14 protein-coding genes are annotated in these 15,483 nt (G+C 73.9%); 11 read left to right on the top strand and 3 right to left on the bottom strand.

The window, feature by feature from the left end; translation table 11 throughout:
- Positions 1 to 4 precede the first annotated feature (4 nt).
- Positions 5 to 646 (top strand): hypothetical protein, encoded by a 642-nt coding sequence (locus tag D459_RS0117730; RefSeq protein WP_017594351.1) that lies wholly within the window; start codon positions 5 to 7, stop codon positions 644 to 646.
- Between the two features lie 852 nt (positions 647 to 1,498).
- A complete protein-coding gene (locus D459_RS32020) occupies positions 1,499 to 2,056 on the top strand; it encodes a hypothetical protein (RefSeq protein WP_241485069.1) in 558 nt (185 codons plus the stop codon).
- A gap of 265 nt (positions 2,057 to 2,321) precedes the next feature.
- Here the strand turns inward: D459_RS32020 and D459_RS0117720 are convergent, their stop codons facing one another.
- The gene (locus D459_RS0117720; RefSeq protein WP_017594350.1) at positions 2,322 to 3,422 is read right to left on the bottom strand and encodes an alpha/beta hydrolase family protein; all 1,101 of its coding nucleotides are present in this window, start codon (positions 3,420 to 3,422) and stop codon (positions 2,322 to 2,324) included.
- Between the two features lie 177 nt (positions 3,423 to 3,599).
- Positions 3,600 to 4,367, bottom strand: a complete 768-nt coding sequence (gene lexA, locus D459_RS0117715; protein ID WP_026120493.1) for a transcriptional repressor LexA — start codon at positions 4,365 to 4,367, stop codon at positions 3,600 to 3,602.
- Between the two features lie 335 nt (positions 4,368 to 4,702).
- On the opposite strand from lexA, the gene D459_RS32015 reads away from it, so the two are divergent.
- The 6 genes from D459_RS32015 (at position 4,703) to D459_RS0117685 (ending at position 10,359) form a co-directional block, all read left to right on the top strand.
- On the top strand, positions 4,703 to 5,149 hold the full coding sequence (locus tag D459_RS32015; RefSeq protein WP_017594348.1) for a LysM peptidoglycan-binding domain-containing protein: 447 nt from the start codon (positions 4,703 to 4,705) through the stop codon (positions 5,147 to 5,149).
- 339 nt (positions 5,150 to 5,488) lie between these two features.
- Positions 5,489 to 5,968 (top strand): transcriptional regulator NrdR, encoded by a 480-nt coding sequence (nrdR, locus tag D459_RS32010; RefSeq protein WP_040710353.1) that lies wholly within the window; start codon positions 5,489 to 5,491, stop codon positions 5,966 to 5,968.
- A gap of 99 nt (positions 5,969 to 6,067) precedes the next feature.
- Complete coding sequence (locus D459_RS0117700; RefSeq protein WP_017594346.1) at positions 6,068 to 8,887, top strand: vitamin B12-dependent ribonucleotide reductase; 2,820 nt, start codon at positions 6,068 to 6,070, stop codon at positions 8,885 to 8,887.
- A 137-nt stretch (positions 8,888 to 9,024) separates the two neighbouring features.
- Positions 9,025 to 9,417 (top strand): hypothetical protein, encoded by a 393-nt coding sequence (locus tag D459_RS33745; RefSeq protein ID WP_017594345.1) that lies wholly within the window; start codon positions 9,025 to 9,027, stop codon positions 9,415 to 9,417.
- Complete coding sequence (locus D459_RS0117690; RefSeq protein WP_241485068.1) at positions 9,414 to 9,836, top strand: type II toxin-antitoxin system VapC family toxin; 423 nt, start codon at positions 9,414 to 9,416, stop codon at positions 9,834 to 9,836. Before D459_RS33745 ends, D459_RS0117690 begins: the two co-directional genes overlap by 4 nt.
- Positions 9,837 to 9,930: 94 nt before the next feature.
- Positions 9,931 to 10,359 (top strand): CBS domain-containing protein, encoded by a 429-nt coding sequence (locus D459_RS0117685; protein WP_017594343.1) that lies wholly within the window; start codon positions 9,931 to 9,933, stop codon positions 10,357 to 10,359.
- 51 nt (positions 10,360 to 10,410) lie between these two features.
- Here D459_RS0117685 and D459_RS0117680 read toward each other — a convergent pair whose 3' ends face one another.
- Positions 10,411 to 10,728, bottom strand: a complete 318-nt coding sequence (locus D459_RS0117680; RefSeq protein ID WP_020380236.1) for a hypothetical protein — start codon at positions 10,726 to 10,728, stop codon at positions 10,411 to 10,413.
- Between the two features lie 180 nt (positions 10,729 to 10,908).
- Between D459_RS0117680 and D459_RS0117675 the strand changes: the two genes are divergently transcribed.
- From D459_RS0117675 to D459_RS0117665, 3 genes are all read left to right on the top strand, one after another.
- Positions 10,909 to 11,862, top strand: coding sequence for an ornithine cyclodeaminase family protein (locus D459_RS0117675; protein WP_017594341.1), 954 nt, complete (start codon positions 10,909 to 10,911; stop codon positions 11,860 to 11,862).
- Between the two features lie 256 nt (positions 11,863 to 12,118).
- Positions 12,119 to 13,861 carry an SPFH domain-containing protein gene (locus D459_RS0117670; RefSeq protein WP_017594340.1) on the top strand — a complete coding sequence of 581 codons (1,743 nt, stop codon included), beginning with the start codon at positions 12,119 to 12,121 and terminating at the stop codon, positions 13,859 to 13,861.
- Positions 13,862 to 15,298 carry an SPFH domain-containing protein gene (locus tag D459_RS0117665; protein ID WP_017594339.1) on the top strand — a complete coding sequence of 479 codons (1,437 nt, stop codon included), beginning with the start codon at positions 13,862 to 13,864 and terminating at the stop codon, positions 15,296 to 15,298.
- Positions 15,299 to 15,483: the final 185 nt, after the last annotated feature.

The following is a 15,483-nucleotide window of genomic DNA, read 5'->3' as shown; positions in this document are numbered from 1 at the left end:
CCGGGTGGCCGGACTGCCGAACCTGTGGGCGGCCGCCCCGCGCCGGGTGCGCTGGGCGGCCGCCGCCGCTGCGGCGGCCCTGCTGGTCGTCGCGGTGTCGGTCACCGCCGTGCTCTGGGCGGAGGGGAGCGGCCCCTCCGCCGAGGCGGGGCCGGACGACCTGTTCCAGGCCGCGCCGGAGTGCGGCGACGTCCCCGCCGAGGTCCTGGACGAGGCGCTCGGCGAGGCCGCGCTGGACGCGGCCGAGCGCGGCCTGCTGGAGGACTCCGACGGGGCGGTGTGCACCTGGACCTCGGTCGGGGCCGAGGAGGACGGCGTGCCGCCCCGGGTGCTCCGGGTCGGCTTCCGGGCGCTCTTCACCGACCGCTCCGGCGAGGTGGCCGGGGCGGAGGCGGCGAAGGAGGCGCTGGCCGGCCTGGAGCCGATCCAGCGCGGCGTCTCGGCCGTCCCGGCACTGGGCGAGGACGCGCGGGCCTGGCGGTCCACCCCCGCCGGAGACTCCGCCGAGGTCGCCTTCCGCAAGGACAACCTGCTGGTCCGGGTCTCCTACGGGGGAGCGGAACGGGCCGGCGGGCCGCCGCTGGGCCACGAGGACGCGCGCGACGCCGCGATCGCCGCGGCGGAGGGCGTCGAAGCGGCGATCTGACCGTCTCCGCGAAGCCTGCCCCGCTTGTACGGTTGTCGTACACGATGACCTGACCGATGAGCCAGCCGGGAGGCGCCCATGTCCGAGCAGCCGGACCGGACCGGGCCGCACGACGGCCCGTCCGCCTCCGACCCGGAGGGCGGCACCGCCCCGCCCCCGCTCGGACGCCCCCGGCCGGCCCCGGACACCGAGGCCCCCGAAGCGGGCGCCCCCGCCCCGGAGCAGGACGCCCCGGCACAGGACGCTTCGGCACAGGACGCCCCGGAACAGGACGACCGGCCTTCGGAGCCCGCCGAGCCCTCCGCTGATCCCGCCCGGACCGAGCAGGGGGCGCCCGCGGCCGGTCCGGACGACCGGTCGGCCCCGGACGGCGAGGCTCCCGGAGCGGATTCCCCGCCCCCGGCCGGCGGCCCGGAGCATCCGGAGCGGGACGGTCGGCCTTCAGGGCCTTCCGGCGCGCCCGGCCGGGCGGATCAGCAGGGGGCTGCGGCCGGTCCGGACGGCCGGCCGGCTCCGGGGGAAGCGCTCGGAGCGCCGGCGGGAGCGGCGGTGCCGTCCGACGGGGCCGGCGCGGCTCGTACCGGGACTGTTCCGGCGGCGTCCGCCGGTGCGTCCGGGAGCCCCGGCCCGGGCGGCCCCGGGCAGGGGAACCCCGCACCGCCCCCGCAGGGGACCTCCGCTTTCGGGCCGCAGGGGGGCCAGGGGCCGCAGAATCCGCAGGGTCCGCCTGCGGGGCCGCCCTCCGGGCCGCCGCAGGGGCCGCCGGGGAGCGGCGCCGGCCCGTCCCCGGAGGCGCCGCGCGCCAACCGGGGGTGCGCCACCGCCGCCGTCACCGCGCTGGCCCTCGGCGGCGTGGCGCTGGTCGGCGCCGGGGTGTGGGCCGTGGTGGGCCTGGTCGGCTCGGACGGCTTCGAGAAGACCCCCGAGTGCCCGGTCGTCGAGGGGAGCGTCCTGGACGAGCTGGTCCCCGAGGCCGAGGCCGAGATCGGCGGCCGCATCGACGGCCTGGAGCAGGAGGGCCGCGACGGCGTGCAGTGCCGCTGGGCGACCGGAGAGGACTCCGCGCACACGCCCTCCGCGGTGCGCGTGGTCATGGTGCGCACCGGCACCGAGGGCGGCTCCGCCGGCGAGGAGGCCTCCGCGGAGCTGCTGAACGGCGCCTCGCAGCGGCACGAGCGCACCGCGCTCTCCGGGCTCGGCGACGAGGCCTACTCCTGGTACGACGCCGAGGTCGCCCCGCTCGGCTGGGGCTGCGTCGGCGTGCGCACCGCCAACCTCTACGTCGAGACCTGCTACTCCTCCGCGGCCGACTACGGGCGCACCGAGCCGATCCCCGACGCCGACATGGTCGACGGCGCCAAGCGCCTGGCCGGCGAGGTGGTCGCCGGGATCGAGGAGAGCGGGGGCTGACCCCGCGGCGCAGGCGGGCCGCTCCCGCCGGGCCCGTCCGGGGCGCGGCATCCCGGCCGCCGGCGGGCCGAACGGTCACCCGGAGGGTGACCGAGGGTGTTTCCGCGGGACGGTGCATGCCGCCGGCGGACGCTCCGCCCACCCGGGGCGGGGCGCCCGCCCGAACCGGCACCAGGGCGCTGTTCTCGGCGTCGCGGCCGCGTCAGAGCGCTCTGACGCGGCCGCGACGCCGAGAACACCGGGGAGGGCCGGGAGCGGCGCCCGGTCACAGGGCCGTGTCGAGGAAGTCCTCCAGGGCCGGGGCGGCGTCGGGGGAGAAGCCGCGCTCGGCGTCGGTGGCGACCGAGCCCGGGGCGGGGTCGTACATCCGGAAGACGTGGTCGGCGCCGTCCAGGTCGACCCGGGCCGCGTCGGGCAGCCCGCCGGTCAGCCGGTCCACCTCGGCCTCGGTGACCTGGGCGTCCTCGGTGCCCCACAGCACCAGGGCGGGGGTCCCGGCGGGGAGGTCCCGGGCCAGGTCGAGCGGGTCCAGCGCGTCGATCTCGCGGAGGAACGGCTCGGTCTGCGGGCTGAACAGCGGGTCCAGCTCCGGGGAGAGGTCCTCGGGCAGGGGCTCGCCCGCGCGCAGCCGCGCGGTGGCGGTGCGCACGTCGGAGAGGAGGGCGGTGACGTCGGCCTCGGAGGTGCCGGCGGTCTCCGCGGTGCGCATCTGCTCGGTCAGCTGGCGGTCGAGCAGGTCCAGGTACCGGGTGCCGAGCGGGGCGGCCAGCACGAGCGCGGCCGGCGGGTGCCCGCCGACGGCCTCCGGGGCGCGCAGCGCGAACAGCGCGCCCTCGCTGTGGCCGAGCACCAGCAGGCGGGAGGGGTCCACCTCGGGCTGGGCGGCCAGCTCGGCGTAGGCGTCGACCATCTCCTGCTCGAAGACGTCGTAGTCGACCGGGTCGTCGGCGCCGCGGGAGCCCATGCCGGTCTCGCCGCTGCCCAGCTTGTCGTAGCGGAGCGAGGCGACCCCGGCGTCGGCGAGCACCCGGGCGAAGTTGAGGTTGGTCTCCGCGTCCGCCCGGCCGGGGCTGTTGCCGTCGCGGTCGGTGGGGCCGCTGCCCGAGATGATCAGCGCGGCCGGCACCTTCCCCTCGGCCCCGGGCGGCAGCGCGAAGGTGCCGTACAGGGTGTCCGGGCCGCTGGCGAAGCGGACGTCCCGCTCGACCGGTCCGACGCCGGGCGGGGCGGCCTGCTCCGCGCCGGGGACGCAGCCCGCGGCCAGCAGCGCGGCCGCGGCGGCCGCCGCGGCGAGGCGCAGCGGGGTCCGGCGGGCGCCCCGGTGCGGTGGGCGCGGTCGGGCGGGGAGGAGCGGCGGCCAAGGCATGCCCCTACCGTACGGGGCTCCGGGGGAGCGGCGTACGGCGGCGGTCCGGCGGCCCGGTGCGCACCGCGCGGGGCGCACCGGAGGTCACCGCGGGGTGACGGAACGGGAACGATCCCGCGGCCGGGGCGGAAGGTCACGGGGGCGTTCCGAAGCGAGGCGAAGTCGTTACCGGGGCCGCTACATGCGGCGCATCACCGCGACGACCTTGCCGAGGATGGTCGCCTCGTCGCCGTCGATCGGCTCGTAGGCGTCGTTGCGGGGCAGCAGCAGGACGTGGTCGCCCTCGCGCTTGAACACCTTCACGGTGGCCTCGTCGCCGAGCAGGGCGGCCACGATGTCGCCGTTGTTGGCGTCCGGCTGCTGGCGGACGACGACCAGGTCACCGTCGGTGATGGCGGCGTCGGTCATGGAGTCGCCGACCACGGTGAGCATGAACAGCCGGCCCTCGCCGACGATCTGCTTGGGCAGGGTCAGGACGTCCTCGATGGACTCCTCGGCCAGGATCGGGCCGCCGGCCGCGATCCGGCCGACCACCGGGACGTGCGCGGCGCGCCCCTCCGGGGCCTGCGGCTCGCCCTCCAGCTCGTCCCAGGAGCGCACCGTCGCCTGGCCCGGAATGCGAATTTCCACCGCTCGTGGGCGATTCTGGTCGCGGTGAAGATAGCCCTTGCGTTGCAAGACCTTCAGTTGGTGCGCGACACTGGACGGGCTCGACAGGCCCACGGCGTCCCCGATCTCCCGGATGGACGGCGGGTAACCGCGCTGCCGCACGTAGCGGTGGATGCAGTTCAGTACGCTCTGCTGGCGAGCCGTGAGTTTCGGTGCACCGCTCTGCGTCGCGACCCCCGTACGCGCGCCCTCCGGCGCCGGGGAGGCGGGGCGCGGGTCGGTGGAGCCGGGCCCGCCCGCGTGAGGTTCCTGCGTTCCGTGGTTCTCCTCCGGCACGGCCGGCCTCCTCGGCGGTGATCTCGCGGTCGTCGCGCGTATGGGCTGTCGGGAGCGTCGAAATCCTCGACCGATGGTGCGGCGGCACCGACCGTGACCGCCCCGCTCGCGGGCCGCGCCGGTGTCGAGGTAAAGCACGTCCAACGTTACTGCCTGCACATAGCGATATCAAACAAACGTTCGAGATGGTGATGAAAAAATCGCCCGGATACGGTATTAGTCGAACATCAGTTCGATCAGACTGGTGTTCGAAGGGGGCGTCCATGTCCGAAACCGCGCCCGTCCCGCCGGGGGCGCCCGGTGCCGTTCCGCACATCCCCCGTCCCAGGAGGCCGGTGCCCCCCGGCCCCGCCCTGTACGACTGGGCGGTCGAGATCCCCGAGTGGCACCGATCCCCGGCGGCCCCGCCCGCCCTGGCCGGCCTGCCGGAGCTGCTGGCCGCCCCGGGCGGGGGGCCCGGCGCCCGGCTCCGGCTCACCGTGCGCGGCCGCGTGGTCCTCGTCTCGCTGCTGTGCGCGGTGGCCACCGGGATGCTGTCGCTGCTGTTCATGACCTCCGCCGCGGCGGGCGCCTCGGGGGCCGGGGCGGCGGCCGGCGCCTTCTTCGGGGCCGGGGTTCCCCCGACGGTGGTCGTCCGGGACGGCGATACGCTTTGGGGGATCGCCGAGCGGGTGCGCCCCGGTGACGACACGCGGCGCACCGTGCACGAGATCGTCGAGCTCAACGGCCTGGCCGGGACCGAGCTGGAGCCCGGCCAGAGACTGCGGATCCCCGGGGGCTGACCCCCGTGCGGGTGTCCCTCATCACGGCGGCGGCCCGCGCCCCGGTGCGACACGCCGGGGCGCGGGCGCTTCCGTCCGGGCTGACCTGCGGTGCCGCTCGAACGCCGCGCGGGGGCTTGCGGTCCCGACCCACCGCCTCATAGGTTGACCACAAGATCTTGTGCTCGTCTTGGCACAGATGACCCATAAGTTGTGCTTTAGTGGGAGCAGATCTTCATGGGGCCGTCCGGTGTGCGGACGATGCCGGCGGCCCGGGCGAAACAGCGAGCGGACTCCGCCGCGCGCGTCGCGGCTGGAGCCGGCGCGGAAGGGCCGCGGGGCGCAGGGAGGCGTTTCGGCATGCACTGTCCGTTCTGCCGTCATCCGGACAGCCGGGTGATCGACAGCCGGTCCACCGACGACGGCGCGGCGATCCGCCGCCGCCGCTCCTGCCCGGAGTGCGGGCGGCGGTTCACCACGCAGGAGACGGTCCTGCTGATGGTGCAGAAGCGCTCGGGCGTCACCGAGCCCTTCTCCCGGGCCAAGATCGTCGCCGGCGTCCGCCGCGCCTGCCAGGGCCGCCCGGTCACCGAGGACGCCCTGGCCGTGCTGGGCCAGCGGGTGGAGGAGGAGATCCGCTGCCGCGGCCTGGCCGAGGTGCCCGCGCACGAGATCGGCCTGGCCATCCTCGGCCCGCTGCAGGAGCTGGACGAGGTGGCCTACATGCAGTTCGCATCGGTCTACCGGGGCTTCGAGTCGCTGGCCGACTTCGAGGAGGAGATCTCCCGGCTGCGGGCCGAGCGGCAGTCCGCGGGCGTCGGGGACGAGGACGGCGCGTAGCGGCCCCGGGGCCGCGCGGGGAGAAGCAGGAGGGCCCGCCCGCAGGCGGGCCGACGGGGGCTCCGGGAGAGCCCGGACGAGATTTCAGGGGGAGCCGGCATGACGGAGACGACGGGCGCGACGGCGCGCAAGGGCGGCGGCCGCCGCAAGGGGCTGAAGATCGAGCGCATCTTCACCACGCCCGGCGTGCACCCGTACGACGAGGTCGAGTGGGAGCGCCGCGACATCGTCATGACCAACTGGCGGGACGGGTCGGTCAACTTCGAGCAGAAGGGCGTGGAGTTCCCCGCCGCCTGGTCGATGAACGCCACCCAGATCGTCGCCAGCAAGTACTTCCGCGGCGCGGTGGGCACCCCGCAGCGGGAGTGGAGCCTCAAGCAGCTCGTGGACCGGGTCGCCGGGATGTACACCCGCACCGGCCGGGAGAACGGCTACTTCGCGACCGACGCCGACGCCGAGGTCTTCGACCACGAGCTGAAGTACGCGCTGGTGCACCAGCTGTTCAGCTTCAACTCGCCGGTCTGGTTCAACGTCGGCACCGCCTCCAGCCAGCAGGTCTCGGCCTGCTTCATCCTGTCGGTGGACGACACCATGGAGTCGATCCTCGACTGGTACAAGGAGGAGGGGATCATCTTCAAGGGCGGCTCCGGCGCCGGGGTCAACCTCTCCCGGATCCGCTCCAGCAAGGAGCTGCTCTCCTCCGGCGGCACCGCCTCGGGCCCGGTCTCGTTCATGCGCGGCGCCGACGCCTCGGCCGGCACCATCAAGTCGGGCGGCGCCACCCGCCGCGCGGCCAAGATGGTCGTGCTCGACGTGGACCACCCCGACATCGAGGAGTTCATCGAGACCAAGGCGCGCGAGGAGCACAAGATCCGCGCGCTGCGCGACGCTGGCTTCGACGTCGACCTGGGCGGCGCGGACATGTTCAGCGTCCAGTACCAGAACGCCAACAACTCGGTGCGGGTCTCCGACGAGTTCATGCGCGCGGTGGAGAGCGGCTCCGGCTTCGGCCTGGTCTCCCGGACCACCGGCGACACGGTGGGCGAGGTGGACGCCAAGCGGCTCTTCCACTCCATGGCCAAGGCGGCCTGGGAGTGCGCCGACCCGGGCCTCCAGTACGACGACACCATCAACGACTGGCACACCGCGCCGGAGAGCGGCCGGATCACCGCCAGCAACCCGTGCTCGGAGTACGTCCACCTGGACAACTCCTCGTGCAACCTGGCCTCGATCAACCTGCTGAAGTTCCTCGGCGAGGACGGCTCGTTCGACATCGCGAAGTTCGCCAGGCTCACCGAGCTGATCATCACGGCGATGGACATCTCCATCACCTTCGCCGACTTCCCCACCGAGAAGATCGGCGAGACCACCCGGGCCTTCCGCCAGCTCGGCATCGGCTACGCCAACCTGGGCGCGCTGCTGATGGCCACCGGCCACGCCTACGACTCCGACGGCGGCCGCGCGGTCGCCGCCGCGATCACCTCGCTGATGACCGGCACCGCCTACAAGCGCAGCGCGGAGCTGGCCGGCGTGGTCGGCCCCTACGACGGCTACGCCAAGAACGCCGGCGCGCACAAGCGGGTGATGCGCAAGCACGCCGCGGCCAACGACGACCTGCGCACCATCGGCGAGATGGACCGGTCGATCGCCGCGGCCGCCACCGCCGCCTGGCAGGACTGCCTCAAGATCGGCGAGAAGAACGGCTGGCGCAACGCCCAGGCCAGCCTGCTCGCGCCCACCGGCACCATCGGCTTCATGATGGACTGCGACACCACCGGCATCGAGCCGGACTTCTCGCTGGTCAAGTTCAAGAAGCTGGTCGGCGGCGGCTCCATGCAGATCGTCAACCAGGCGATCCCGCGGGCGCTGGCCACGCTCGGCTACCAGCAGGAGCAGATCGAGGCCATCGTCGAGTACATCTCGGAGAACGGCCACGTGGTGGACGCCCCCGGGCTGCGCCCGGAGCACTACGAGGTGTTCGACTGCGCCATGGGCCGCCGGTACATCAAGCCGATGGGCCACGTGGAGATGATGGCCGCGGTGCAGCCGTTCCTCTCCGGCGCGATCTCCAAGACGGTGAACGTGCCCGAGGAGGCCACCGTCGAGGACTTCGAGCACATCTACTTCCAGGGCTGGAAGCTCGGCCTGAAGGCGCTCGCGGTCTACCGGGACAACTGCAAGGTCGGCCAGCCGCTCTCCACCGCCGGGAGCGAGGAGAAGGAGGAGGCCGGGAAGGCGCCCGAGCCGCAGGTCGTCGAGGTGAACCGCCCGGTCCGGCGCCGGCTGCCGAAGAAGCGCCCCAGCCAGACGGTGTCGTTCGCGGTCGGCGGCGCGGAGGGCTACATCACCGCCGGCTCCTACCCGGACGACGGCCTCGGCGAGGTCTTCATGAAGCTCGGCAAGCAGGGCTCCACCCTGGCCGGGGTGATGGACGCGTTCTCCATCGCGATCTCCATCGCGCTGCAGTACGGGGTCCCGCTGGAGACCTACGTCGAGAAGTTCACCAACATGCGGTTCGAGCCGGCCGGCATGACCGACGACCCGGACATCCGGATGGCCCAGTCGGTGGTCGACTACATCTTCCGCCGCCTGGCCCTGGACCACCTCTCCTTCGAGGTCCGCGCCGACCTGGGCGTGCTCACCGCGGAGGAGCGCCGGGCCCAGGCCGCCGGCGAGGACCCGGCGCTGGTCGCCGCGGAGGTGGAGTCCTACGCCCAGTCCGCCCCGGTGGCCGGCCGCGAGGAGGCCCCCGCGGAGCAGGGCGCCGCCGGCGCCGCCGCCGAGTCCCGCGTCCGCACCGCCGCCGAGCAGGGCTTCGTCGCCGACGCCCCGCTCTGCGTCACCTGCGGCACCAAGATGCGCCCGTCCGGCTCCTGCTACGTCTGCGAGGGCTGCGGCTCCACCAGCGGCTGCAGCTGATCCCGGGCACCCGACCCGTCCGACGGGGGCCGACCGATCCGGTCGGCCCCCGTTTCCGTGTTCGCCGGGAACGCAGGCCCGAGTTCTCCCGCCGTTTCCCGGGTAGGAGTTTCCTACTGGCGGTAGGATCGCGCGGCATGGGGACGGTGCACATGGAGCAGGAGACGGCCGGCCACGAGAGGGAGGCGCGCGTCCTCCGGGAGAGGGCCCTTCTCGAAGAGATGAGGTCCCTCTCGCCGGGAGAGGCGAGAGCGATGCTGCGCCTCCTGCACAGAACCGTCGAGAAGCGCACCGAGGAAGAAGAGGAGCGCGCGCGCAAGGTCAGCGTCTCCATGCCCGAGTCGCTCGTCGACGCGGTCCGGGAGCGGGCCGGGCGCGGGGAGTTCAGCCGCTACATCAGCGAGGCGGTCGCCACGAGGCTCGAACGTGAGCGGCTGATCGAGTTGAACCTCCTCCTGGAGGAGGAGTACGGCCCCGTCTCGGAGGAGTACCTGGCCGAAGCGGAGGCGGCGTGGCCGGACGCCGATTGAGCCGCCTCGGAGGAACGGTCGTCCTCGATTCGGAGGGGCTCGCCAAGGCCGCAGGAGGGGACGGGCGGGCCCGGGCCCATCTGGTGAAGGCGGAGGAACACGGTGCCCGAGTGGTGGTCAGCACCGTCACCCTGGCCGAGGTGCTGCGCGGCGGGCCGCGCGATGCACGCGTGCACCGCGTCCTGAAAGGGGTCGTGCAGGTGCCGGTCTCCGCCGAGATCGGGCGCGCCGCGGGGGAGATCCTGGGGAGAGCCGGGCTGTCCGGCCACCGCTGCACAGTGGACGCGATCGTCGCGGCCACCGCTCTGGTGCAGGCCAGGCCCGTTCTCCTGCTGACCAGCGACCCGGATGACATGGCGAAGCTGGTCGAAGAGCCCGACATGCCCAAGAACCGGCGGGTAGGCATCGTGCACATCTGACCCACCCGGCGCAGCCGCCCCTGATCGGCGGGGAGGCGGTTAAGGGCGGGCGGCCCGCGGGTAACCCCCCGTCACCGAGCGAAAGGTGACCGCCATGCTGATCGCCGAGCTGCTGCGCGCCAAGGGCTCCGACGTGGTGACGGTCCGGCCCGACACGACGGTGGCGGGGCTGCTGACCCTGCTGGCCCGGCACAACATCGGGGCCGTCGTCGTCCTGGAGGGCGGGAGGATCGCGGGGATCGTCTCGGAGCGCGACGTGGTGCGCCGACTGGACGAGCAGGGGGCGGAGCTGCTGGAGCGGCCCGTCCGGGACATCATGACCACCAACGTGATCACCTGCAAGACCTCCGACACCGACGACGCCCTCACCGTGCTGATGACGGAGAACCGGGTCCGGCACGTGCCGGTGCTCTCCGCCGGGGCGCTGATCGGGATCGTGAGCATCGGGGACGTGGTCAAGAGCAGGATCCGCCAGCTGGAGCTGGACCGCCAGCAGCTGGAGGCCTACATCACCCAGGGGTGAGGCCGGGCGGTGCCGCGGCGGCCGCTCCGCGCGGCACCGCCCGCGGCCGGCTCAGGCCTCGTCCGGGGCGCCGCCGCGGTCGCCGAAGGCCCAGGCCGCGGCGCCGGTGGCGGCGGTGACCGCGAGCACCGACGGCCACGCGCCGATCTTCTTGGCCAGCGGGTGCGAGAGGCCGAAGGCGCCGAGGTAGACGCCGGTGAGCGCGGCCGCGGTGGCCGGGCCCGAGGTGCGCCGCCAGGACGCGAAGGCGGCCGCGCCGAACCCGGCGAGCACGGCGCCGCCGAGCGGGCGGACCCCGGTGGCGCGGGCCGCGGCGTATCCGCCGATCAGGCCGGCGGAGGTGAGCACGGGGCTGGGAACGGCGGGCATCGGCACGGCGCTGGCTCCTCACGTACGGTCCGGGGCCGGGCGGCCCCGCGGCTGTTCTCGCTCCACGCTATCCCCGGAGCCGGCGCATCCCGGCGCGGCCCCGCGCCCCGCGGCCATCGGAGTCCCCGGGCCGGAGGGGTCCCCTTGGCGGGCGGCGGGCGCAAGGGGGATGATCGGGGTGTGACACTCTGCCTGGGACGCTCCGACCTGCTCCGCCTGCTGGACGTGCACGCCTGCATCGACCGGCTGTGGAGCGGGTTCACCGCGGAGCCGGTCGGGGTGGACGCGCAGCGGGTCCGCGCCGACCTGCCCGGGCCCGGCACGGCCACCGCGCTCATCCCCGGGCTGCTCCCCGGCATCCCCGCCTACTCGGTCAAGGTCAACGCCAAGTTCCCCGGCGCCCGGCCGGCCCTGCGCGGCGTCGTCTGCCTGCACGACCTGGGCACCGGGGAGCTGCTCGCGCTGCTCGACTCGGCCACCCTCACCGCGTGGCGCACCGGCCTGGCCGCCGCGCTGGCCGCGCACAGCCTGGCCCGCTACGACGCCGAGGTGCTGGGCATCGTGGGCTGCGGCGCCCAGGCCGGGCTGTTCACCCGGGGGATCGTCGGGATGCGGCCGATCTCCGCCATGGTGGTGACCGACACCGACCGGGCCCGGGCCGGGGAGTTCGCCGACCGGTGCGCCGAGGAGTTCGGGCTGCCGGTGCGGGTCGCCGACGACGCGCCGGGGGCGGCCGCCGAGGCGGACATCCTGCTCACCGCGACCTGGTCGCGCACCCCGCTGCTGCACGCCGCCGACGTGCGCCCCGGCACCCAGATCACCTCGCTCGGCGCCGACGAGCCGGGCAAGATCGAGCTCGCCGCCGACCTGCTGCTCGCCTCCCGGGTGGTGGTGGACGACGCGCGGCTCGCGCTGGCCGGCGGGGCGGTGGGCAACGCGGGCCTGGACGCCTCGGCCATCTCCGCGACCCTGGGCGAGGTGCTCACCGGCGCGGTCCCGGCCCGCGGCGGCCCGGACACCGTCACGGTCTACGCGCCGGTCGGCGTGCCCTGGCAGGACCTCGCGCTGGCCTGGCACGGCTACCGCGCGGCCGGCGAGGCCGGCGCCGGAACGCCGATGGACTTCCTCGGCTAGCGGGCCGCCGCCGCTCCGCGGGGGCGCGGATTCCGGCGCCCGGAAGAGCCCGCCCCGGGGCGGGTGCCCGGTTTCGGACCGGGGGTCCCGGGTTCCGGACACGCTGGGTATCGATACCCGATGGTCACCCGGAAGACGCAGGTGGGGCGGCCCCCGTATGGGAGGATGCCGCCACCGCGAACGGGACCGTGGGAACCGGGCGAGGCGCGCCCGCGTCGGACCCACAGGTCCGTCACGAGCAAGGAGTCACCAACACATGTCCTTCGCACAGACCGTGCGCGGGGCCGCCGAGAGCATCGCCCAGGGCGGCGATCCTCGGGCGGCGGTCACCGACGCGCTCAGTGAGGGGGCGGAGGGATTCGGACTCGATCCGGGAGACTTTCTGGCCGCCCGGGATCAGGGCGCCTCGACGGGCACCCGGATCGAGCAGAAGACCACGTCGCTCAATAACGCCGGCGAGGCGCTGAACCAGAGCACGTTCGAGCGCGGCTCGGACGGCCCGGTCAACGTCATCTGCCCGATGGTGATCCCGCGCGGCCGGACGTTCGCCGCGCTGCTGCCGTCGATCCTGCTGGCCGTGGTCGGCGGGATCGGCCTGGGCGTCACCGCGCTCCCGCTGGGCTTCCTCCTCAACCCCTTCTTCGGCCCGCACTACTGGGTGGTGCTGCTGCTGTTCACCGCGTTCATGTGGTGGCGGCAGGGCATGGTCATGGTCCCGGACGGCTGCCAGGCGCTGATCACCCGGTTCGGCAAGCTGGAGCAGATCGTCGGCCCCGGCCGGGTCACCCTGTTCAACCCGTGGAAGCGGGTCTCCTACATCGTCAACACGACCCGGGAGTACCCGTTCAACGCCCCCATCCGGGAGGCGCCCACCAAGAGCGGGGTCAAGGCCTCCATAGACCTGTTCGTCCAGTTCCGGATCGAGGACCCGGAGCAGTTCATCTTCGTCCTCGGCGCGGTGCAGGGCTTCCAGGAGAAGCTGAACAACGCGATCAGCGAGACCACCCGCAGCCTCATCTACGAGCAGCAGGCCGCGGAGATCTACGACCTGGTCGGGGAGAGCACCGCCCGGATGGTGGAGCAGCTCAACGCGCAGTTCCTGCCCGCGGTGCGGCTGACCAACGCCAACATCACCCACGCCGAGCCGTCCAGCCAGGAGTACCGGATGGACCTGGCGGCCACCGAGATGATCCGGGTGGCCAAGGAGGCGTACACCTACCAGTACGAGCTCCAGCTGCGCAAGGAGCAGAACGAGGGCGACCTCAACCGCGAGCTGGCCTCGCTGAACGAGACGCTCTCGGCGATCCAGGCCGACATCGCCCAGTATCAGGCCCAGATGGACACCGCCCTGGAGCGGGAGACCAACCGGGCGCGCGCCCAGGCGCGGCAGCGCTTCGTGGAGGCGGAGAGCACCGCCAACGCCAACGCCGCGCTGCTGGAGGCCCAGGCGCTGGACATCCGCGCGGTCAGCGCGGCCGAGGCGCCGGAGATCCTCAACTACCGCTACCAGCAGGACCTGCTGGACAAGCTGGAGTCGGTCGCCGACAGCCTGCCCCAGGTGCTGCACATCGGCGGCGCCGACGAGTCCAGCGTCGACTTCCTCCGGGTGGCGCGGGGCATCATCGGCGAGTCCGAGGCGCAGCTCTTCGACGAAGAGGACATGGCCGCCATCCGCACCCGGCTGGCGGAGATCTCCGAGCGCATCGCCGCCCGGGAGGCCGAGATCGAGGCGCTGCTCGCCGAGGAGCAGGCCACCGTCGAGACCCCGGACCCCGAGGACCACGAGGTCCCCGGCGAGGAGCGGCTGGAGGAGATCCGCAAGTCGGTCTCCGGCGAAGCCATCGACGAGCGGCTCCAGGCCGCCGCCGGCCAGGACCCCGCGGCCGCGGCCGGCGAGGAGCCCGAGCCGCAGGCCCCGGAGCGGCAGGAGCGGCCGGCGCCGCCCCCGCCGCCCGCCCCGTGGCCGCAGTCCGGCCCCAGCGAGCAGGGAGGCCTGTAGATGAGCCAGTCCAACGCCCCGCAGCGGAGCGGGTCCAACATCAAGGAGTCGGTGGCCTCCTGGGGCGACATCGCCCGCCTGCTCCGCGGCGGCGACCAGGGCGCCCTGGTGCCCGTCGTCATCCCCCGGGACAGCCGGGGCCTCAGCTGGACCATGCTGGTCTGGGCCGCGCTCTACCTGCTGCTCGGCGCACTGGTGGTGGCGGTCATCGGAATCAGCCTGCTGATGTGGCTGGCGGTGCTGCTCTTCGTGCTGGCGCTGGTCGCGCTGGGCCTGGGGCTGCTGTGGTGGTGGCGCTCGGCGATCGTGGAGATCGAGCAGGGCACCGTCGGCCTGCTCACCAAGTACGGCGCCATCGTCGGCCAGCTCGAACCCGGCCGGCACTACCTGTGGCACCCGTGGTCGCGGGTGGACTTCGTGGTGGACGTCTCCACCGAGATCCCCTACACCGCCCCGGTGGTGGCCTGCCCCACGCAGGAGAACGTGCCGCTGAAGTCGATCGAGTTCTTCCTGAAGTTCCGGATCGTCGACGCGGTGGCGTTCGTCCGCACCATCGGCGCGTCCAACTTCGACCTGGTGCTGTCCAGCGCGGTGCAGGACGCGATCCGCCAGCGCAGCCGTATGGTGCAGACGGAGAGCGCCTACGACCTGCGCGGCTCCGACGTCGCCGACATGCAGGACCTGCTCAACCGGCAGCTGCGCCGGTACGGCGTGGAGATCCGCGGCTGCAACATCCCCGACGTGCAGCTGCCCAACCAGTACCAGCAGCACCTGGCGACCCGGGAGCGGGTGGCCAAGGAGCTGGACGCCTACGAGCAGGAGTGGGAGCTCACCCGCAAGCGGCGGATCGACACCCTGCTGATGGACATCGAGCGGTCCAAGAAGACCCGCGACGCCAAGATCGTCGAGGTCAACGCGGCGCTGAACAAGGCCCGCAAGGACGTCGCGCAGATGCTGGAGGAGCAGGAGACCGAGGCGCAGCGGGTCCGCTACGAGATCGAGACGCAGGGCCGCGCCGACCTGGTCGCCGCGCAGAACGAGGCCAAGGCGCAGCGCCGCCTGGCCACCGCCTACCGGGACAACCGGGCGGTGCTCCGCTACGAGCTGGCGCGCCGCCGGCTCGACGTCGGGGCCAGGCTCGCCGAGCACGCCCCCACCCCGGTGGTGGTGCGCACCGACGGGACCGGCGGGGACACCTCGGCGCTGTCCACCCTGCTGCTGGCGCAGATGCTGCCCGGGATCGGGGGCGGGGGCCGCCGGGCCCGCGCCGCGGTCGAGGGCGACGCGGCCGGCGCCTTCCAGGAGGCGCAGGGGGCCGTCGCGGCGGCCGCCGGCCGGCAGCAGCAGATGGCCGAGCAGTACCTGCAGGAGCAGCAGCAGGCGATGCGCGAGCAGTTCGAGCGCGGCGAGGGCTACGGCGGCGGCAAGCGCCGCTGAGCCCGCGGCGGTGCGGCCCCTCCGGCCGCACCGCCGCACCGCCGGAAAAAGGGGCGGGGAGAAGCGGTGCGAACCGCTTCTCCCCGCCCCTTCGCCTGCGGCCGGAGTGGCCCTGTATTGGGCCCGGCATTACCCGGCCTTGAATCGCGCCCCGGTACAGTCGGGTGCATCGGGGGGAGATTGTT

Source organism: Nocardiopsis potens DSM 45234 (genome assembly GCF_000341105.1).
Lineage (GTDB): Bacteria > Actinomycetota > Actinomycetes > Streptosporangiales > Streptosporangiaceae > Nocardiopsis_A > Nocardiopsis_A potens.
The sequence above is the reverse complement of the archived record's forward strand: the minus strand, read 5'-3'. Positions and strand labels throughout refer to the sequence as shown.

Coding starts and splice junctions, on each gene's coding strand:
- D459_RS0117670 (WP_017594340.1), top strand. CDS start 12,119: ATGTCCTTCGCACAGACCGTGCGCGGGGCCGCCGAGAGCATCGCCCAG.
- D459_RS33745 (WP_017594345.1), top strand. CDS start 9,025: ATGGGGACGGTGCACATGGAGCAGGAGACGGCCGGCCACGAGAGGGAG.
- nrdR (WP_040710353.1), top strand. CDS start 5,489: ATGCACTGTCCGTTCTGCCGTCATCCGGACAGCCGGGTGATCGACAGC.
- D459_RS0117665 (WP_017594339.1), top strand. CDS start 13,862: ATGAGCCAGTCCAACGCCCCGCAGCGGAGCGGGTCCAACATCAAGGAG.
- D459_RS0117680 (WP_020380236.1), bottom strand. CDS start 10,728: ATGCCCGCCGTTCCCAGCCCCGTGCTCACCTCCGCCGGCCTGATCGGC.
- D459_RS0117720 (WP_017594350.1), bottom strand. CDS start 3,422: ATGCCTTGGCCGCCGCTCCTCCCCGCCCGACCGCGCCCACCGCACCGG.
- D459_RS0117700 (WP_017594346.1), top strand. CDS start 6,068: ATGACGGAGACGACGGGCGCGACGGCGCGCAAGGGCGGCGGCCGCCGC.
- D459_RS0117685 (WP_017594343.1), top strand. CDS start 9,931: ATGCTGATCGCCGAGCTGCTGCGCGCCAAGGGCTCCGACGTGGTGACG.